Origin of the sequence: Sphingobacterium sp. DR205 (assembly GCF_011064245.1) — a bacterium.
In the GTDB taxonomy this organism is placed as follows: Bacteria; Bacteroidota; Bacteroidia; order Sphingobacteriales; family Sphingobacteriaceae; genus Sphingobacterium; species Sphingobacterium athyrii.
In genome coordinates this window covers 1,660,571-1,681,916 of the sequence record NZ_CP049333.1, presented here as the reverse complement: position 1 = coordinate 1,681,916, position 21,346 = coordinate 1,660,571, and the positions used below count along the sequence as shown (strand labels likewise).

Annotated in this window: 16 protein-coding genes; 10 read left to right on the top strand and 6 right to left on the bottom strand. The window is 42.2% G+C overall.

The window, feature by feature from the left end:
- Positions 1–8 precede the first annotated feature (8 nt).
- The 3 genes from G6053_RS07105 to G6053_RS07095 form a co-directional block, all read right to left on the bottom strand.
- Positions 9–3,422, bottom strand: a complete 3,414-nt coding sequence (locus tag G6053_RS07105; RefSeq protein ID WP_165305957.1) for a TonB-dependent receptor — start codon at positions 3,420–3,422, stop codon at positions 9–11.
- A 44-nt stretch (positions 3,423–3,466) separates the two neighbouring features.
- The gene (locus G6053_RS07100) at positions 3,467–4,612 is read right to left on the bottom strand and encodes a pectinesterase family protein (RefSeq protein ID WP_165305956.1); all 1,146 of its coding nucleotides are present in this window, start codon (positions 4,610–4,612) and stop codon (positions 3,467–3,469) included.
- A gap of 183 nt (positions 4,613–4,795) precedes the next feature.
- The gene (locus G6053_RS07095) at positions 4,796–9,127 is read right to left on the bottom strand and encodes a hybrid sensor histidine kinase/response regulator transcription factor (RefSeq protein WP_165305955.1); all 4,332 of its coding nucleotides are present in this window, start codon (positions 9,125–9,127) and stop codon (positions 4,796–4,798) included.
- A 408-nt stretch (positions 9,128–9,535) separates the two neighbouring features.
- Here G6053_RS07095 and G6053_RS07090 point away from each other — a divergent pair, with 408 nt between their 5' ends.
- The 9 genes from G6053_RS07090 to G6053_RS07050 all read left to right on the top strand — a co-directional run bounded on the left by G6053_RS07090 (position 9,536) and on the right by G6053_RS07050 (position 17,586).
- Positions 9,536–10,828 (top strand): epoxide hydrolase family protein, encoded by a 1,293-nt coding sequence (locus G6053_RS07090; protein WP_165305954.1) that lies wholly within the window; start codon positions 9,536–9,538, stop codon positions 10,826–10,828.
- Between the two features lie 258 nt (positions 10,829–11,086).
- Positions 11,087–11,545: a protein-disulfide reductase DsbD N-terminal domain-containing protein gene (locus tag G6053_RS07085; RefSeq protein WP_108632745.1), complete on the top strand. Its 459-nt coding sequence runs from the start codon at positions 11,087–11,089 to the stop codon at positions 11,543–11,545.
- A 36-nt stretch (positions 11,546–11,581) separates the two neighbouring features.
- Entirely contained in the window at positions 11,582–12,364 is a 783-nt protein-coding gene (locus G6053_RS07080; protein ID WP_165305953.1) for a DUF1223 domain-containing protein, read from the top strand.
- A gap of 379 nt (positions 12,365–12,743) precedes the next feature.
- Positions 12,744–13,763 (top strand): heme-binding domain-containing protein, encoded by a 1,020-nt coding sequence (locus tag G6053_RS07075; RefSeq protein WP_165305952.1) that lies wholly within the window; start codon positions 12,744–12,746, stop codon positions 13,761–13,763.
- Positions 13,729–14,169, top strand: coding sequence for a hypothetical protein (locus G6053_RS07070; RefSeq protein ID WP_165305951.1), 441 nt, complete (start codon positions 13,729–13,731; stop codon positions 14,167–14,169). The genes G6053_RS07075 and G6053_RS07070 overlap by 35 nt, the downstream gene beginning before the upstream one ends.
- A 41-nt stretch (positions 14,170–14,210) precedes the next feature.
- Entirely contained in the window at positions 14,211–15,254 is a 1,044-nt protein-coding gene (locus tag G6053_RS07065; RefSeq protein ID WP_165305950.1) for an alpha/beta hydrolase, read from the top strand.
- Between the two features lie 61 nt (positions 15,255–15,315).
- Entirely contained in the window at positions 15,316–15,714 is a 399-nt protein-coding gene (locus G6053_RS07060) for a DoxX family protein (protein WP_165305949.1), read from the top strand.
- 110 nt (positions 15,715–15,824) lie between these two features.
- The gene (locus G6053_RS07055; protein ID WP_165305948.1) at positions 15,825–16,841 is read left to right on the top strand and encodes a histidine kinase; all 1,017 of its coding nucleotides are present in this window, start codon (positions 15,825–15,827) and stop codon (positions 16,839–16,841) included.
- Positions 16,822–17,586, top strand: coding sequence for a LytTR family DNA-binding domain-containing protein (locus tag G6053_RS07050; RefSeq protein WP_108632752.1), 765 nt, complete (start codon positions 16,822–16,824; stop codon positions 17,584–17,586). Before G6053_RS07055 ends, G6053_RS07050 begins: the two co-directional genes overlap by 20 nt.
- Positions 17,587–17,976: 390 nt before the next feature.
- Here G6053_RS07050 and G6053_RS07045 read toward each other — a convergent pair whose 3' ends face one another.
- Both G6053_RS07045 and surE read right to left on the bottom strand, forming a co-directional pair.
- Positions 17,977–19,101 (bottom strand): aldo/keto reductase, encoded by a 1,125-nt coding sequence (locus G6053_RS07045; protein WP_165305947.1) that lies wholly within the window; start codon positions 19,099–19,101, stop codon positions 17,977–17,979.
- 19 nt (positions 19,102–19,120) lie between these two features.
- Positions 19,121–19,855: a 5'/3'-nucleotidase SurE gene (gene surE / locus G6053_RS07040; RefSeq protein ID WP_165305946.1), complete on the bottom strand. Its 735-nt coding sequence runs from the start codon at positions 19,853–19,855 to the stop codon at positions 19,121–19,123.
- Positions 19,856–19,907: 52 nt separating this feature from the next.
- Between surE and G6053_RS07035 the strand changes: the two genes are divergently transcribed.
- Complete coding sequence (locus G6053_RS07035) at positions 19,908–20,816, top strand: diacylglycerol kinase family protein (RefSeq protein ID WP_165305945.1); 909 nt, start codon at positions 19,908–19,910, stop codon at positions 20,814–20,816.
- Between the two features lie 137 nt (positions 20,817–20,953).
- Here G6053_RS07035 and G6053_RS07030 read toward each other — a convergent pair whose 3' ends face one another.
- On the bottom strand, positions 20,954–21,307 hold the full coding sequence (locus G6053_RS07030; protein ID WP_165305944.1) for a hypothetical protein: 354 nt from the start codon (positions 21,305–21,307) through the stop codon (positions 20,954–20,956).
- Between the last annotated feature and the right edge of the window lie 39 nt (positions 21,308–21,346).

Here is a 21,346-nt window from a genome sequence, read left to right as displayed (position 1 = left end):
TCTTTTATTTAAAATGTAACATTTAATCCAAATAACACCTTTCGCGCTTTCGGATAGGCAGAATATCCTACTCCGGGCGTCAAGGGATTACGTTGGGTATCGACCTCGGGATCCTGTCCGCTATATTTTGTCCAGACATGCAGGTTATAGCCTGCGATATAAATACGTAAATTCTGCATCAACAAGCGTTTAGCGATATGGGTAGGTAATGTATAACCAAGTGTAAGATTACTCAGTCTAAGGAACGAACCGTCTTCGATAGCCCAGTCGGTCAGGATACGACCATTTGCCGCCATAGGGTTCCACATTGTCTTCCCTTCATTGAGTGACCGAAAGAGTTCGGGGTTAGCATCATTCCCAAACATGATATTCGCACCTGTCGCCGGGTCGATTGTCGTAAAACGCTGGGAAAGACGCATTTCGTCACTGATATTTTGATACCGCTTAGACCCTTCATAAGCCATAAAATCGATCTTATCCGCGTTATATATATCATTGCCGTAAGACCAGTTAAACATCGCGGCCAGGTCAAAACTTTTGTATTGCATATTCAGCATCAATCCGCCTGTATGCTTGGGCTGTGCATGCCCAATGACCATCCTGTCATCCTCCAAGGTGATCGTCTGACCTTCTCCATCCAACTTTTTAAGCTTGATATGGCCAGGTCCAAAATAATTACCGCTCCTTGACATCACCTTCGACACATCCGCTACCCCTTCATTCAATAGCCATCTATTTTGCGTTTCGTCAAATGTAAAATCATCGAAGGAATAGAATCCGTCTTGTTTGAAACCATACATCAATCCCAGTGGTTGCCCAACAATAGCCCGGTAATCGTCGCGTCCAAAATCCAACCAGGCTGAGGCTGGCGTTGTCATTTCATTCAAACCATCGATCAGCTTACGAATCTTGTTACGGTTAAAGGCTATGTTAAAATCTGCTGTTAGGCGAAAATCTTTTTTTTCTACTAGTACTGCAGAGGCCGAAAATTCAATCCCACGGTTGGCTGTACTTCCCACGTTTTGATATTGATTGGCATAACCTGAGCTCGAAGGCAAGGGCACCTGCAGGATTAGATCATTTGTAATATTATTATAGGCATCGACAGTTAGATTCAATCGATTTTTAAACAAGGAAAGATCCAAACCTATATTACTGGACACCGTGCTTTCCCAAGTTAAATTTTCATTCTTCAATGTAGTCTTCGTCCGCAATGCACTCTGTGGAGTTTCCCCAATATAATACAATTGATTGGCGGCATTAATAAAATCATAATCCTGTCGCCAGTAAGACCCTACACGCGCATTACCGACAGAACCATGGCTTACACGTAATTTTGCGTCAGCAAGCCATGCTTTGGTCCCTGCCATGAACGACTCATCCGAAAATCGCCATGCAAAAGCAGCACCCGGAAAAAATCCCCATCGGTTGCCCGGAGCAAATACATTTTTACCGTCCGCCCTACCTGTCAATGTCAGGATGTAACGGTCATTGAACGTATAGTTAATCCGTGAAAAGAAGGAGGTGGTCCGTGATGGTTCACGGATGGTCGTGTAGGTGGGCGAAGGAGTGCCATAATTCCACATCGCAAGCACATCGTCTGCCGAAAAGTCCTTCGGATAAAACTTAGATTCCAGCAACATATCATTTTGTTCGTTGTTTGTCATCTCCTGTCCTCCGACGATCGTAAAACGATGCTTATTTTCCTGCAATTTGAAATCGTAAGTCAGCACATTTTGGAAAGACCACAATGCTCCTTTTTGATCTTCACGCCTTGCGACGGGCTGACCACCGTTGGCACTGGACTGTCCAGTGCCCTTTATCCAGATATTATCCGTAAAATTTTTATTGAAACCATAAGAACCTTTGGCGTTAAAGCTCAATCCTCTGGCAATCTTCCAGTTCAGCCCGGCGTTGAAGATTAAATTAAAGCGATGCTGATCTTTATACTCATTCACGACATTTACGACGGGGTCATTGAGTGAGCTCAGCGCTTCAGCTGACGTGATGTCTTCTGCTCCACCAAGAGCACCTTCGGTCAGGGACGCCAGACTGCGAACAGGAGCATATTTAACAGCTTCCCGCAGTTTGCGTCCATCAGATATACTCGGACCCGTGATCTTAGTATTGGACATCCGTGAGTTAAACTCAAATGAAAGCTTGGGACTGATTTTCTTATTGAGCTTCGCGCTTACATAATCACGCTGATAGGCTGAGTTTAACATGATATAATCCTCGTCATCGCGTGTATAGTTCAGATTATAGGTCAGGCTTCCATCCTTATCACCGCCTGTCATCCCTAAGCTATAATTTTGCTGCAGCCCGGTATTTCCATATAATTTATCCTGCCAATTGAGACCAGCCTTGGACTTGTAAATATCCACATCCTCCCATAATCCGTACATCGAATTAAAACTGTTATTCGCTGCCATGGAAGGATCAAGCTCGCGCTGCCAGTATACATATTCATAGGGCGACAGTACCTCGGTGAGGTTGTACACTTTACTTGCGGCCAGATAAGAGTTGAACGTAATCTTTGGACTCCCTCCTTTCCCAGACTTGGTCGTAATTAAGATTACTCCATTGGCTCCTTCCGAGCCATAGATCGCTGTAGAGGCGGCATCCTTAAGAACATCAATATTCTCAATGTCTGCCATCGGGATATCGTTGATATTTGCCACCCTAAACCCGTCAACGATATACAGGGGTGAATTATCCTGTGTAATGGAACTTCCCCCGCGCACACGTACTTTTATCTCAGCATCAGGTGAACCTTCTGTTATAGTGACGTTCACGCCGGGCAGACGACCGGATATAGCCTGAAGTACAGATACTGTAGGCAGGTCTTTCAATTGCTCCGCATTGATTGAAGCCACCGAGCCTGTCAGGTCTTTCCGTTTTGTAGTCCCGTATCCGATGGCGACGACTTCATCCATCATCAGTGTATTATCCACCAGAACGACATCTATTTTAGTTCGCCCACTTACCTGAATTTCCTGACTCTTTTTTCCAACATAAGCAAATACCAGAATAGCATTCTCGGGAATCTCTTTAATAGTATAGTTTCCAGATTGATCAGTGGACGTCACCTGACCACTAGATTTTAAACGTACAGTCACCCCTGTTATCGGTGCTCCTTGCTCGTCCAATACCTTACCTGTAACAGCGATAGACTGCTGAGCTATCCATTGCGTATGCCTATCCGGATTATCCTTTAGCACCATCGTCGCCGCATAAACGTCCTTGATCTGAATGGTAGTCGAGAGAAAGACCAGTAGGAAGCCAATATTCGCCCGGCTCGGCCTGTGGTAATAAGGCACATTCCTAATTCCATCAGAATGCAACAAATTTTTCCGCCGCTGCATTGCATGAAACAAAGGAAACTTCATTCCATCAAATGGCGTTAATTGATTATTTCTCATAAGATTTGATTTATAATTTCTTGGCTATTTTAACATCTGCGATGTCACTTCCATATTTTAGCGTTAGAAGAGATAAATTTACGGGGGTCCCACCGGTCATTACCCATAATCACCTTCTCATATGTGTAGCTTGCGGCTTCCGAATCGGTCAATGCTGCTTTTGAGATTCCCGTCTCATTATCTCTGTTTGTAAAATGTGTCTTACGATTTTCGGGACCAATCGCCTTCCCTGTTGAATCTATACTCTTGTACTCAGCAAATATCTCAGGGATTCCGCCCATATCTGCCCAGCCTTCTGAGGACACTTGGATATTCATTCGCGTGTAAAGAAATACGGCCTTGGGCCGATCGTGCCATGGGCGACCCAACTTTAGTTTTCCATCTGCAGCCGCACTATTTCCGTCGATCGTACAATGCTTAAATACGTACCCCCATCTAGTTTCCTCCGTATGGCTTGGTGCTACAATGACCGATCCGCTACGTAGATTATACAATGTGCTTTGCTCAACATACGCATTTCCTCCCCCATAAAAATAATCCACAGCTCCTTCTACCCAACAATTGTACACATAGACCCGATCATTGGGCTTACGCGTGCTGGTCATCCAGGTATCTTGAAAAGAGCGGAAAATGCAATTATTAAATGCAGCTCTGTCAGCCTGGATACGCAGTGCCAAGGCCTGTGGACCACTTCGCTGCTCGAAGCCCCAATCGTTTATAAAACTGATGTTTTCAGCATAAAAATCATCGCTGTTTACCGATACCACTGCTCCCGGAAAGCGATATACTGCTGCCTGTGGATTGTGGACAGAAAATCTCCACGCCGCGGTGTCCGTTTTATACGATTTCGAATCGAGTTTGGGAGCAGACTGTACGTTTAATTTAAAATGAATACGTGTTTTCTCCTTATCCTGTCCAATTAAATGGATAAAACTTTTTTCCCTTGGTATCAAGACGACTTCGTTGTAGTCGCCATTTTTCACAAGGACGCGATAAGGGATACGGCAGTATTGAGGTGCATTGTCAATCGCCTCCTGGATCGACGTATAGTCGGCGGTCTGATCTGCAGCTACTACCGCATGATATAGGCTATCGGTTCTTTTCGCCTTAAATGTGTCTGCATAAGTTAAAAAAGGAAAGAAGAATTGCACATACGTCAATAAAATAGATACAAGAGTTTGTCTAATCATTTGAAGTCTATAATTGGTTCGAGTAACATTAATTGTCAGGCCTGTCGCCAGCAATATTCAAAGCTACCGGAGCATAACAAATTATAGGTTCAATAATTGATAAAAAAGGTCAGATTTTTATAAAAACCTCATTACAAACACATTTAAAGTAAAAAAAACGCGATAAAACACACCTCAAATCGGTTATACTGTCTTATCTTTTTTTTGCATGGCATACTCTTTTGGAGAGATGCCAAACATTTCCTTGAAACTCGTGCTAAAATATTTGGGGTTATTAAATCCTACACGATAAGCTACATCGGATACATTTTCCATACCAGCATCAAAATATAGTTTTGCTTTTTGCAAACGTAGTTCACGTACGAATTCTACCGGAGCCATATTCGTCAGGCTCTTGAATTTTTTGTAAAAGGTATTTCGGGACAAATTCAACTGTTCGGCGATTAAATCAATATTAAAATCCGATTGATTCATATACCGTTCCACCACCTCAACAACTGTCTCCAGAAATTTTTTATCCTTATCATCAATCTGTACATCGGATGCTTGTACTACAGTTTTTTTTCGTCCGCTCATCTGTTCAAAATAGGTCCTTCTTTTCTGCAGTAAAGTGGCAATGGCTGTCAGTAAAAAAGCGGGATCGAAGGGCTTCGTAATATAATAATCGGCGCCATAAGTCAATCCCTCTATTTGAGTCTCAACAGCATGCTTCGCACTCAGCAATACAAACGGGATATGGCAAATCCGCACATCTTGACGAACCTCTTTCAATAATCCAATGCCATCCATTTGTGGCATCATCAGATCACTTAATATAAAATCAGGTACCATGGAGCGAATCTGTTCCAGGGCTTCACTACCGTTTGTAGCTACTTCCACATGATAATAGGGTGATAGCTGCTCCTTTAAAAACAGGCGCAGATCAGCATTGTCTTCAACCACCAACAATGTTTCCTTTCGTTCTGCCCTGCTCTCCTGTAAACCACTATCGGCATACCCACTGACTTCGAGTTTTACATCGCCAAAGGCAAAGCTTCCGGAATGGCTCCCCGGCAGGCCTGAGGCATTCGGAATGGGGATTTCGACAGTAACCTGAAGACCATGGGGCGGTCTGTTTACTGCATAGATATGCCCTTGGTGCAGCATAGTAAACTCCTTGGCCAGAGCAAGACCTATCCCGGTGCTTTTTCTTTTATAAGCTCCGTTGCTATTTTCGGTGTAAAATAAATCAAAAATATAAGGAAGTGTGCCGCTAGGCACCCCTGGCCCCTCATCAGCGATGTTGATGTACATTATTTGCTGCCTCAGGTTTAGCTGGATCTCAATTGTACTCCCTTCAGGGGCATATTTTAGCGCATTTGACAGCAAATTATACAGGATTATCTCCATTTTCTCCTGATCCAGGTGCACCCATAATTCTTTAAAAGCCATCTCAACTTTAAAATACACCTGTTTTGCCTCGGCCGATGCCATAAATGTGAGCAGCACATCCGAGAGCATTACGACCATGTCAAACTGCGTTTTCTGCAATTGATGCTTGCTTTCCTGTACTTTGCGTAAATCGAGCAACTGGTTGACGAAAAGCTCCATTCGAAGTGCATTTCGATGAATGATATCCATATACACCTGTTTTCTCCCTTCCGTTTCCTCACCCATCAATTTCTTGACGGGACTCAGGATGAGGGTCAACGGTGTGCGCAATTCATGCGAAATATTGGTAAAAAATTCCATCTTAAGCGCACTTAGATGTTGTTCAATCAGCACCTTCTGTCTTAACCGCAACAACTGTAATATAAGCCTAAAAGTTGCGTAAGAGATTACAAGGAGCAAGAATGCGTAGGCTAAATAAGCCCATCCCGTCTTCCACCAGGGGGAGTTGATCGTAAAATAGACCTTTCGATAAGGAACCCCATCGTAGAGATCATCTTCCCCTTTAATTTCCAGGGTATAATCGCCCGGATTAAGGTTGGTATAAGTAATACGTGCTATCTGATTGTTCAGGTGCCAAGTGGTGTCAACCTCCATGATGCGGTATTGAAAATTAGGGTGCATATGACGAGGATCCGAAACCGACACATCGAAAGAAAGATTATTTTGATTATGATCTAAAATAAGCCGATCGGTATATTGTATACCTTTCTCTTGTCCTTTCTTTTGAAAACTCGGTACAAATTCTTTGTTATTGATCAAAAGCCCCGTCATCAGAAGTTGTGGCCTACTACTTTTCTGCTGGAAATATTTGGTATCTACCCAGAGCATTCCCTTTGTTGTGCCCCAGACCATGCGTCCATCCTTCTGCTGCGCTACTGTCTTTTCAGAAAATCGCATATTACCAAAGCCATCACTTGCGTTGAAATTCACGAATTTCTTTTTTTGGAGATCAAACTTAGATAGCCCCCCTTCCGTTCCCAACCAAAGGTTATGGTCCGCATCTTCGATACAACTCAATACATAATCATTAAAAAGGCCATCCTTAACGGTATAATGTTCAAATTGAAGCCCTTTGAATGGGTCACCATAAGATTTTGACAACCCACCTCCTGAGGTGCAGATCCACATTGTTCCGTTATGGTCCTTGTACAGATACTGCACATCATTGTCAGCGACCTGATCACCACCGTAATGCACAAAATAAAAATGATCCTTCTTTCTGTTGGGATCCACCACAAGCACCCCATATGTAGTAGCGACCCATACCATCCCTTTTTCATCCAGAGACAACTGACGGATTCTGCTGAAGGCATCCTTCTGCAATCCTGCTTTGCGAATCGCTATTCGTTCGAAGACCAGCTTACCATTGACCTCCGTCGCCCGCAAAAGCCCCTGCCCATATGTCCCAATCCATATAGCTCCCTGTTTATCTTCCAACAAAGAGTACACCTGATTACTTCCCAGTTTTTTGTTTGTTGTACTGAACTGTTCCAGCTTATAAGAGGTTCGTTCCTTATTTTGGGGCACAGCCTTTAATAGGCCATGTTTCTTGGTGCCCATCCACATCGTTCCCTTACGGTCTTCCAACAAACAATAGACAGAAGACAGCGCTTCGGGATCAACACCGATAAAAGAAACCGGCAGCTGTTTCCCCCAATCATGTACTGATATACTTCCAAATTTTTTTCCTACCCATAGCCTTCCTTTCCGGTCAAACAACAGGCTACGAACCTCTGGATCGGTTATTTCGCCCTGTTCATTGGCGAAAGACTGAAAGGACATGCCATTATTTTGTAACACCACACTGCCCATCCCTTCACCTTCAACCGCAAACCATATTACACCAGCAGGATCATATACAATATCATGAACAAAGCGAGGAAATTCAATCCTCTTCCCATTGATCGACTTGAAAGAAAAATTGATGGCAGCCCGCTGTTCATCAAAGAAGCCAAATCCACCGCCACGCATATTGATCCAGACTCTATGTTCGGCATCTTCAAAACACTTAAAATTTGCCGTCGAACTTTTTTTGAAGAAAGGTGAGCTAAAATAGGTGCTATTTAGATGTTTTAAATCCAGCATGACAACACCATTTCTCTCAGATTCAAGCCACAAACGATGCTTACTATCCTCAAACATTCCGGCCAGACCAGTCCGAAAATGCAATATTGTCTGTAGTACCTGCTTTGCAACATCAAATGCAATGAGCTCACCCGCCGAAGTTGAAATAAAAAGCTTTTTTTTATCTCGTGACATCCGCATTTCATTGATGCGACCTTGAGTTAGCGTCAGTTGTTGCAAATCTTTTTTCTGTTTATTAAACACCAGCAACTTATTTCTCAAGGTAGAAAAATAAATAAAATCCGGAGCCTCGGCAATCTTAAAGATACCATCAGATTTTAAGTCAAATGATTGGACCACCCGGAATGAATATCGTTCTTTAGAGTCCATTTGAAGCATATGCAACCCTTCTTTCGTTCCTATCCATAGCTGCTTTTGGGCATCCTGATGGAAATAGGTTAACTTATTTGATGATAAATGATGGCTGGGCTTCTTATTCTCTGCGCTAAAAATGGAATAGTTATATGGTTTACCAAGAGCATTTATGCAAAACAAACCATTGTCTGTACTTCCTACCCATACCGACTGTGTGTCGATTGCTAAAATCTTATTGAACTGTACCGGTTTGTTTTGTGTTGACTCCACGACTTCCGATACAGAAAAAAAATCTTCTGAAGCCTTATCAAAATGATAAAGTTTCATGTCATAGGTTAAAAACCAGATGTCGTTGTTTATACCGTCAATCATTTGGATGATGCGACGGCTTGCTACTGCATGTCCTTTTTGCTCAGTAGAATTATATGTTTTGAAACGCTGCCCATCGTAGCGGTTGATGCCATTCCAGGTACTGATCCAAAGAAAACCATCCCTATCCTTCAGTAATCCTGTCAGATTACCATGAGACAAGCCTTTCTCCCCACCAAAATAATCCAATTTAAAATTTTCCTGCCCTTTCACTATCCCAGCATAAGCTAGTGCAAATACAAATAAAAACAGCCACGAACTACTAGATTTTGCCATAATTACAGATTAGGATCCCCATGCAGATCATAGGAATTTGGTTATAACACGAAGTTAGTTTATTATTTGTACGCTAGGTTGAAATTTCTACGCAATCGATCTCAATATACGTTTGTGCGCTATTGCTTCTTGGGCTAGCCCTCCATTTTTTATAAAACACTATATTTCAAACAAATAAACCTTATCTATATTTAAAATCCCGCTAGCTAAGGATGTCTCAAAAAGAGATAATCTCATCCTTCTTTTTATTCCATTTTTCTAAATGGAACCTTCTATTCGCACCTTATATTTTCCAACTCGACATCGAATATGTCCAATTGAACCAGTTTCCCATTTAATTCGTTCCGTACCCGCAATACATTTGCTGCAACAAAAAGAAAGATATTGTAAAATCTAAATCAAACAGCAATGAAAACAAAAATGACAACCATCCTTATGTTAGCAACGTTCGCACTAAGCATTCCGACAACTACGCATGCGCAGGATACAAAAACGAAATCCTCAAAATCTGATGCAGCCATCAGGCCTTTCAAGATCAATATTCCACAGTCTAAACTTGATGAACTCAAAAGACGTATCGCAGAAACCCGCTTCCCGGACAAAGAAACAGTTAACGACGAATCCCAGGGTATCCAGCTTGCACAGTTAAAAGGACTGATCGACTATTGGAGTAATGGCTATGACTGGCGCAAAGCGGAAAATAAGCTGAACGCCCTTCCGCAATTTGTCACCAAGATTGATGGACTTGATATCCAGTTTATCCATGTACGCTCAAAAGAAAAGAATGCCCTCCCTATTATCTTGACCCATGGCTGGCCCGGTTCACCATTGGAGTTCATTGATGCCATAGGTCCGTTGACCGATCCTGTTAAATATGGCGGAAAGGCAGAAGATGCATTTGACGTCATCATACCTGCTATCCCGGGATATGGCTTTTCCGAGATTCCAAAAGAATTGGGCTGGAACCCTGAACGTGTTGCCAGAGCCTGGGATACGCTTGTTAAACGCCTTGGCTATACAAAATACGTTTCTCAGGGCGGTGACCATGGCTCCGTGATTTCCGATGCACTGGCAAGACAGGCTCCTTCAGGACTTTTGGGTATTCACATAAACATGCCCGCAACCATCCCGGCGGAACTCGTGAAACCGATCAATGCAGGTGATCCTGCACCGGCAGGCCTTTCGGAATCCGAAACCAAAGCTTATAATTCCATGAGTACCTTCTTTGGCAGAAACGCCGCCTATGGAGGGATGATGGTAACGCGTCCACAAACCACCGGGTATCTGCTTTCCGATTCACCAACTGCATTGGCGGCATTCCTTTATGAAAAAATTGCGGAATGGTCTGAGAGTGATCTTACACCTGAAAAAGTAATCAGTCGCGATGCTATCCTTGATGACATCACACTGTACTGGCTCACCAATACAGGAGCTTCATCATCGCGTTTCTACTGGGAAAACAATAACAATAATTTCAGCTCGGAACATCAGAAAACCAAGGATATTAAAGTTCCAGTAGCCATATCAGTATTCCCGCATGAAATATACCAAGCCCCTGAAAGCTGGTCAAAAGCAGCATATCCTTCTTTATATTATTATCATAAAGCACCGAAAGGCGGTCACTTTGCGGCCTGGGAACAACCGGAAATCTTTGTATCAGAGATGAGGAATGCTTTTAAAACCTTACGGAAAAATCTGTAAGATCCAATAAACACTAATTCAAAAATCAGAGAAAAATTTCATTGTACTCATTTGATTGCAAGGCTGTCCAACTAAGCGGGCAGCCTTTTCAGTTCGTGTTTTCCACCTCTTTTGAGCAGGCCATCTTTTTTTAAAAGGTACTCAGTCCATTTCATGCACTAAAATGTCTATTACAGCTATTTATAACTGGTTTTAAAATCATATTTCCTGTCTATTTGTATGACAAAACTTAAGGTTTAACAGTTAAAAAACAAGGAAATGAACAGATTAGCAATTTTAGTAATGACAGTCTTTATGATGTTTTGCGGACATGCTAAAGGACAGACTTCAACAGGTCAGATAACGTGGGAATGTACGCTTAAACGGAAATCTCCCGATGAAGGAGAAATTCTCATGAAAGCCAGGATAGCTCCGGGATGGCACATGTATGCGCTGGGCAACAGTCCCAACAGCCCCATTAAAACAAACTTTAAATTCAAACCCGACAGTTCATATCAGCTTTTGGGAACTGTTACTCAACCCACTCCGCTCAGCAAATTTGAAAAGCTACTTGGAATGCCGGTTACCTATTTTGAAAATGAGGTTGAATTTGGACAGCGGATCAAATTGAAAGGTAAAAACGGGACAATCAGGGGAACCATCCAATTCATGCAGTGCAGTGACCAGGTATGCGTACCACCACAGGACTTTGGTTTCGCCCTAAAAATATTCAATTAATTATCTAACGTGAAATAAATATCAAAAATTCAGATCATGAAATCAATAAAAGAAATTCTATACTGTCTGAGCCTACCGCTCTCCATTTTGCTGATCATGGCCTTCAAAGGATTGGCAGATGACAAAAAACTGGCAAATATCAAAAGCCACAATGCGGACAAAAGTTTTGCCTTAGTCGAGCTCTTCACCTCGGAAGGATGCTGGAGCTGCCCCCCGGCAGATGAACTGATCGCAAAACTCGAAAAAAACAATCAGAACAAAAAACTTTTCATCATGGCTTTTCATGTCGATTATTGGGACCATCAAGGATGGAAAGACCGCTTCAGCCAGAGTAAATTTACCGAAAGACAAAAACAGTATGCGACATGGATGAATCTCAATACATGCTATACTCCACAGATGGTCATCAACGGCAAGACAGAAATGGTAGGTTCAGAAACGGGCAAAGTACTCCAGGGTATCCAGTCCGCACTGCTGGAAACACACCCCGAAAACCTAAGGTTAAAAGTGGAGCAGAAAGAAGGGAAAAATATACAGGTAAGCTATACATCAACTTCGAATGCAAAAAATACAGACATCCTTGTAGCACTGGTCCAAAAACACGCTTCTTCACAGGTATCAGCCGGAGAAAATGCAGGTAAATCCCTCTTGCATGTTCAGGTTGTACATGAACTGCAGAGCCACAGGATAAAAGCACAGGATAGTTTTTCTTTTAAGCTGCCCGACACGAAAAATCAATGGGAAATTATTGCATTCGAGCAGAACCAGAAGTCAGGGGAAATCATTGATGCCACAAGTATTAGTTTATCGCATCAATAGCTCTACTCGTACTTTTAAGAGGTCCGGATTCAACAGTTTCCAGTTGCCAGGCATATTTGCCGGCGCATGTTCAGGGCATGCTTGTAGATCTGCCATAGCACGACAAAGCGGCAATCTAACCTTTATTCCTCCAAAATATTTTGGGGGAATATTTATGCTATGTCAACGCTCATGCATTCGGTCAAGAAAGAAATACGATTACCATCAAATTAGAACCACCAAGGTTGAGGCATGTAATCCATGCTGATATTAAGTGAGATCATGTCCATTTCAACATTTCAAAAGCTGGCCTCAACAAGTTATATGTCCAATTCAACCGTTTTGAACTTTCTATAGGCGGTGGTTAAAAGTAATTTTACTTTACAAACGAGCAAATACAATGAAGCAAATAAAACGAATCAAATTGATAAACATCCTATTCCTCTGCATTGTTGCAGGTTTTACATCGTTGCAATTTTTCAATAAACCGATAGAACAGAAACCTGTTACCGGCCACATGCGCAACGTACCCAAACAGGTCGAACATATTCTGGAACGGTCCTGTTATAACTGCCACTCTAATGAACAGCAGCTTTCTTTCTTTGATAAAGTAGCACCTATTTCGTGGACCGTGAACAAAGATATTGCCCGTGCAAGAGAAGTGATGAATTTTTCCGAATGGGATAAACTCTCAGGTGCGGAACAAAAAGGGAAATTTTATGCCATCTTCAATATGGTCAACGCCGGCAAAATGCCTCTCCCCTCTTATACCCTTACACATCCCGGATCTAAATTATCAGCAAGCGAGGTGGATATCATAAAACAGTATGCACTTTCCCTGTCGGCAAAAGATGGTTTCATACCTACTGTAGCTGCTGAACAGCAAAAAGAAACTAGGGCTACGCCAACATTCAAAACTGCCCCCATTTCACCGAATGGCATAGCCTATAATGGTGAATTCAGGAACTGGAAAGTCATCGGAATGAGTTCTCTCATTGACAATACAATCCGCATAATCTATGGAAACGATATTGCAGTAAAAGCTATTGAGCAAGAAAACTTTCACCCCTGGCCCAATGGGAGCGCTGTGGCAAAAGCTGTGTTCAAGCAAGTACGAAAATCTAATGGCGACATTATACCCGGCGATTTTGTCAACATGCAGTATATGGTCAAAGACGGGAGAGAATTTAAAGATACAGAGGGCTGGGGGTTTGCAAAATTTAATGGTCCAACATTAAAACCAACGGGAAAGACCGCTCTTTTTGCCCAACAGTCATGCATCAGCTGTCACAGACAGCTCGCCGAATCAACAGGCTTCCTGTTCAATGTACCGCCAAAAGTGAATTCCAAAAAACTGATCGAACACTATTTAAAAACCGTCCAAAATGAAAAAGATATTATCTATAGTGCTGTTAAGTAGCCTAATCTTTGGTTCATGTAGCCAAAGTCCTGAAAGAGAAACCGAGAAAATACGGTTTATGTTCAAGCCGGGAACGCTGAAATTTATCACATCGTCTTTCAATACAGATAAGCAGACCATGTCGGCATTGTACGGAAATCCACCGGCGCTATCGCTATTGTCAGATCCGGGGCATCCACTGGAGCAGCCGGCTTCCCTCAAACTCGTCACCTACCGGATGCAGGATGATCCGCATTATTTTGGAAGTAAGGTCAACGGTGAGCTTATCCTTGTAGAGAAGATACAATCCCGAAAGGACGGTCAATGGGAATATGAAGCTGAATATGGGGAAATACCCCCGGATCAGTCCCGAAAACAGCGCATTGCGCTTATATTGGACAGCCAGCCTGTGAAGTTTCCCCAATAGCAGATTAACTAATAATTTTTGTCCATTTAACAACTCACATAATGAATACAGTATTAAAGCTTAACAAAAAAGTGCTTATTACATATCTGGTAATCGTACTTACTGGAATGGGGATATCATTTCTTAAGGCGCAGCAAATTTCCGAAAGCAAACAGGCTAAGGTCAATATTTCAACCAGTTCAGCTTTCAAGAATACGAAAAAGATCCGGGCAGGGGTGCTCGATGTGGGCTATGCCGAGCTGGGGCCAAAGACCGGAAAACCTGTCATACTGCTCCATGGATGGCCATATGATATCCACAGTTTCGAAAAATCTTCGGAAATTCTCGCCGGAAAAGGTTACCATGTGCTGATCCCTTACCTCAGAGGGTATGGAACAACAACCTTTGTTTCTCCACAGACCGCACGTAATGCCCAGCAGTCGGCAGTAGCAGTGGACATCATTGCATTCATGGATGCCCTGAAGATCGATAAAGCCATCGTTGGTGGCTTTGACTGGGGGGCGAGAACGGCAGACATTATGGCGGCTCTTTGGCCGGAACGCGTTTCTGCATTGGTAGCCGTAAGCGGATATCTGATCGGGAGTCCAAAAGCAAACGAGAATCCGCTTCCGCCAAACGCTGAATTATTATGGTGGTACCAATTTTACTTTGCAAGCGAAAGAGGATATAAAGGTTATAAAATGAACACCAAAGCCTTCAATAAGCTGATCTGGAAAACAGCCTCTCCAAAATGGACTTTTGATGACGGCACATATGAACAATCAGCCAGTTCTTTTGACAATCCTGATCATGTCGAGATTGTTATTCACAATTATCGCTGGCGACTGGGACTGGCCTCGGGAGAAAAACAGTACGATGAATTAGAGGCTCAACTCGCTAATTCCCCGAATATTACAGTACCAACGGTCACTTTGGAAGGTGATGCCAATGGCGCAGCATTTCCCCTTCCCGAAAATTATGCGTCCAAATATACCGGCAAGTATGTGCACCACACGTTGACCGGCGGCATCGGGCACAACTTGCCCCAGGAAGCCCCAAAAGAATTTGCAGACGCTATCGTTGAAGCAAATTCGTTATCCAAATAATTTAAAAATCAAAAAAGTCAATCTTGACCGCTATCTCATAAATTATATACTGTTTTATATCATGAAAAATTCGACGTACAAAAAGATTTATCTCTCAGGAAGCATCCTTGTCTCATTATGGTTTGGCCTAAGCGGATTCTTTGAACTAACCCGCAATCCTGCTGTCTGGGATATCACCCGTAAATTGGGCTATCCGGAACATTTCATTTATATTCTCGGCGTTTTCAAAATCGTAGGCGTAATCATATTACTCATTCCAAACAGATTTAACAGGCTCAAGGAATGGGTTTTTGCCGGCATGCTTTTCGACATCATCTTTGCCTTCTTTTCTAAAGTTGCCGTTCTGGGTCCATCGTCAGTGGCCGATACACTGATTGCGCTTATCCTACTTTTGGTAACCTATTTTTCATTTAATCGCATATACCACATCGTTTACGCCAGCAAGGATTTGAACAGATAGGATTTCGGTTCATCGTTATCAAAACTTTTTTCAGTAATTTGCGTGCTGCTCCCTAACAACGTTTAGCACGCAAAATATATACAATTAAGAACTTTTGCCACCATAAAAATATGAAAACCCCATTTCGCATATCCCATAAGCTGATATGGATCAGTTCTATTTCTCTTGGAATATTGACCTCTATTCCCAAGATTGCGGACCATCATTTTGTTCTTGCAGAAGGGATAGCCGATTTTGTTGTGACCACTGGATTTGCCCTACTGATCTGGTATTATAATATCTATTCCATACCGGCCTACACAAAGAAAACTGGAAGCAAAAATGTGATATCGGCACAGCTTTTCAGGGGATTGGGTGTCGGACTGCTGCTTATGTTTTTGCTTTCTTCGGTTCAGTACTATATCCTTTCCCACATTAATTTTGGCCCAAAAATGCTGATGTACGAAGTAAGGGGCATCTTGATCAACCTCACGTTCTATATGTTCATCCATCTGCTCTATCAGACCTATCTGAACCAGCAGGTCGTCCGGGAACTGGAACGTTCGATGTCCGCAAATCTTGCAGCCCAGTACGAATTGCTCAAGCAGCAGGTCAACCCGCATTTTCTTTTCAATAGCCTCAATACTTTAAAATATATGGTAGAGAGCCAAGATGGCCAGTCAACGGAGTTTATCATCAAGCTCGCTGACTTTTATAGGTTCACCCTAGGAAGTCTTAAATTAAACCTGCTGCCACTTAAAGAAGAGCTGGAAATCATGGAATCCTATATCTATCTGCTGAAAGCACGATTTGAGGATGGACTACAAGTCTCCCAGAATATCCCCAGGGAAATCTACGGCACTTTCATTCCACCATTTACGCTGCAGCTGCTTGTGGAAAATTGTATTAAGCATAATATCGTTGCGCTGGATAAGCCGCTTCATATCTGTATTGATAGAGAAGGGGATTACCTGATTGTCAAAAACAATATTCAACCCCGAAAAATTCCAGAGCCCTCTACAGGACTAGGTCTTGAAAATATTAATCAGCGTTATCTTCACCTTTCTGAACGGGAGATACAGATAATCGCGGACAATGAAACATTTATTATAAAACTTCCCATTATATATGAACATCCTAATAATTGAGGACGAGATCAAAGCTGCGCGTTCCCTTGAAAACCTGATACTGAAACTGCGTCCCGAAACGAAGATCATTGCTAAAATACAGAGCGTGGAAGCAGCCATAGACTATCTTTCCAACAGTCTCTCCCCTGATATTATCTTTATGGATATCCAACTATCAGATGGTATAAGCTTTGATATTTTTAAATCGGTTAAAATTGTATGTCCAGTTATTTTCTGTACCGCATTTGGAGAATACGCAATGGATGCGATCAAAGAAAACGGGATCGACTATCTTCTTAAACCTTTTTCTGAAACTGATCTTAAAAATGCATTTGAAAAAGTCGATAATTTTAAAAATTTCTTCCAAAAGACATCTGAAAATAACCTTATTCAGCTTATCCAGAAAATCAGTGGCGAAGAGACTACAAAAAAAAGCTTTCTGGTGTTTAAAAACAACAAGTACCTGACGGTAAAAACTGCGGATATTGCTTATATATACATCAATTATACTTCACCCACAATAGTCACTTTCAAAGGTGAGCATTTTGATGTCAACCAGTCTCTGGATCAATTGGCCGCCCAATTATCCGATAAGGATTTTTTTCGTTTAAACAGACAGTACCTGATCAGTTTTTCGGCGGTGAAGGAAGTTGAGCATTACTTTGCAAGAAAACTTTATATTAAACTCACCGTACCGACTGACGAAAAGTTACTGATCGGAAAAGAGAAAACGACAATATTCCTCAATTGGCTGGAAGACAGGTAAGCACTGAACCCATCCATAACACAGGGGGTTAGAAATAAAGACAGGGCGTCCGGCCATACGAAAAGCTTTACGTTTTGCTTTAGTAGTATATGGGCGTTTATTAAGGTTATTAATCAGATGATTATCGATGGTTGAAATGGAATAACGACTTGTGCCATTTTAAAAGCTTATGCATTTAAAGCTTTTATTATTTCCTTGACAGAATGTCATCCTGCGTAAATTTAACAAACGATATTCATTTGATATACGTCCCGGCCGACGCCTTTCAAGGCGTCTTTTTCCTGACAAAAATAGTATAGTCTTAAAATTTTCATTAAATCAAAAATTATGAAACGATCTGAGGCTATATACTGTTATTCAGTACATCGCTATTCATAATAACGCCAATACTTAAACTTTGGGTACTGGCGCATTTTCCGCAATTAGCTTTTCATATTTTAATTCTTCCCAAAAACCTGCGGGTATTTTGGCCTTGAAAGACAATGCATTTTGTACCGCCTGTTCGGCAGTATGTGCCCCGGGTATAACGCCTGAAACTTCGTCTGGCGCAGCAGCAAATTGTAAAGCCGCGGTACGTAGGTCCACCGCATGATTTTCTGCTACACGCTGTAGAGCATTCAGTTTTTCCTTAACTCCAGCAGGAAACTTACCATCATACAAATAACGGTCTTTGCCTGACAGAAATCCAGCACATAAAGGTGCACCTACCACTATGGATATATCTCTTTCAGCTACTTTCGGAAAAACCTTATTGAGATCATCATCATGCTTAATCAATGAATATTGGCAGGCAGACAGAAAGATATCGGGGTCTGCAACATCCAATGTCTGCAGTATAGGTTCAATGGTATTGACACCTAGTCCCCAGCCTTTGATAATCCCCTCCGCTCTCATTTTAGTCAGCTCTGGCATCGCTCCTTTCGCTGCTTCCTCAAAATAGCGCGCATAACTATCTTTCATATCGCCGTTATCTGGCGAAAGATCATGGATAAAAACAACATCAATGGACGATAAGCCCAAGCGCTGCAAGCTATCCTCCACACTCCTTCTGACACCGGCCGCACTGTAGTCATACGTATAGCCAAAATTTAGTTTTCCCTTCCATAATATTTGTTCCATCGTAAAGTCTTCTTTCGGTTCCATCAGACGCCCTACTTTGGTCGAAAGTGTGAAACTATCACGCGGTTGGTCTTTTAAAAACAGGCCCATTCTACGCTCGCTGATCCCTAGACCATACCACGGAGAGGTATCAAATAATCGTATTCCTGAGTTCCATGCCGCCTCCACTGCTTGCAGACATTCTAGATCTGTGTTGTGTTGGAATCCATTACCCAATGCGACTCCACCAAATCCAGCCTTATCAGCGGGACGGAATCGTTTCTTTTCTGTTAAATTTTGAGGTGTTGCCATTTTATGTTCTTTTAATGTCGTCAATAAAATATCAGGTGTTGCTGCACCCAATGCAAAAGCTGCACCCACAAGGGCTGTATCTGCTAAAAATTCACTTCTTTTCATATGCTCGGTCCTATAAGTCTCATTTCTTCTCGATTGCCAGTCTAGCTGAAAGTTCATCATGTGCAGTCAGATCCAAACGTAAAGGCGTAATGGATACCAAATTATTTTGTACCGCCCAGCGATCTGTTCCTTCCTCCGCCGGTTCAAGTGGTATTACTGTTATCCAATAGTTTTTTCTTCCCATGGGATCTTGGCTAGGTACTACATTCCCATCATAAAGCCGCACCGATTGCCTTGTCCATAAGACTCCTTCTGGTTTTGGAGGAAGATTCACATTATATAGCGCAGAGCCTTTATCATTGAGCAAAATCTTGAGTACATCGCTTGTCCATTGAGACAGTCCTTCAAAATCCGGTTCTGTTTTTCCGACTGGTGTACTCAGAGCAATACCGGTAATACCGAGGAGCATGGCCTGTTTTGCGGCGGCAAGGGTACCTGAATGCCACATGGAATTGCCTAAGTTGGGTCCCATGTTGATGCCTGAAAGAACAACCTGCGTATCGGGAAACATGTGTAAGCCCAGCGCGACACAGTCTGCAGGTGTCCCATTCACTCGAAAGGCATCAATTCCTTCAAAGGTAATAGGGGCACTCCGATAGCTTAGGGGGCGAGAATGCGTAATAGCATGTCCCATCGACGACTGTTCAACATCTGGTGCAACGATCCTAACGGTACCAAACTGCCTAGCCGTCTTTGCTAGCGCTGCTATACCCGGCGAATAGATACCATCGTCATTGGTGATAAGTATGTTCATAGTTGTGTCTTTTCTAAGAAAACCAATCTCAAGCGGGGTTTGTTCAGCTGATATGAAAGAACAGAGCAAAAAAGTGCGATTAGTACACAATCCAGCTGCTGGGGATGAAGACAATGACGGCAAAGACGAACTTTGTCAGCTGATTGAAGACCTGGGACACCGTTGCACGGTGGTCGCTAAAAAAGATGTAGTCAAAAAGATAGATCCGGAGACCGATCTCATTGCCTTAGCTGGCGGGGATGGAACCATAAAAATGACTATTATGGCGCTATTGAAAAAAAAACTACGATTTAAAAGACCGATAGCCATCTTGCCCCAAGGTACGGCAAACAACATAGCCATTTCTCTTGGTATTCCATTGGACTGTAAACAGGCCATGAGCCTGTGGAAATATTTCAAGCTCAAAAATTTCGACGTAGGGATGGTGACTGGCCTGAGCGGAAAGCCTTTGCATTTTATTGAATCGATTGGTTTTGGAGTATTCCCTATACTGATGGAAAAAATGGATAAAAAAAATAGGCAAGACAATAGTGCTGACGATGAGATTAGGATCGCGCTTGAGCAGCTTCGAAAACTAGCACTAACATTTCCCGCCAAAACGCTCAAACTGGTCACTGCTACTGGTAGCATTGAAAAAGAGTGTATTATGGTTGAAGTGATGAACATTTCGAGCATAGGCCCCAGATTGGTACTCGCCGCAGATGCTGATCCGGGAGATGGTCAGTTTGATATCATAGTCGTAACCGCCGATCAGCGCCAGGAACTAGTTGCTTATATAGATGGGCTATTGAATAAAAAGAATGTGATATTTAATATAGAGCCTATCAGAGCAAGCCGCTTAACTATGGAATGGCAGGGAAAAGAATTGCACATTGATGATGAGTGTAAAGTTTATTCTGGACAGCAACTCAAAATTTCATTGCTCGATAGCTTGATCGAAGTTATTGTGAACGGGAATTGATATTTTTATTTAAAATAGGGATTTGACATACCGAAAGTCAGTAGCAGATCAGCAAAAACAAATAACCCAGAAATAAACGCTATCTTAACTGGAGAATTGCTATCCTCTGTTATATCCAAAAAGAAACATCGAAAAGTTTATTTCTTTAATATCCAAATTTGATTCTTTTGATCATATTGACCAATGATATCATTCTGTTTAATTTCTTGAAGTTTATAATCCTTACAGGGATCATTCGCATCAATTTTAGCTGTATAGGTAATTTTGTCCTGCACATCGGACTTCAGTTGAATATAGAATGTGCCATTCTCAACTTTGTCTAAATTGATCGAAATAAATTTTAATTCTTTATTTACTGTAAATGATAAAGGGGTCTCCCGGTCATTAATATCTATCTTATAAATTTTGATGTCAGCTGCCGGATAGAGTGGATTATCAGCAAAGATAAGCTCCTTTCCGTTCGAATCTTTATAATTTATGTTACTTACCATGGGATGATATATTTCGAGACAAGCCACCAAAGGTTCGTT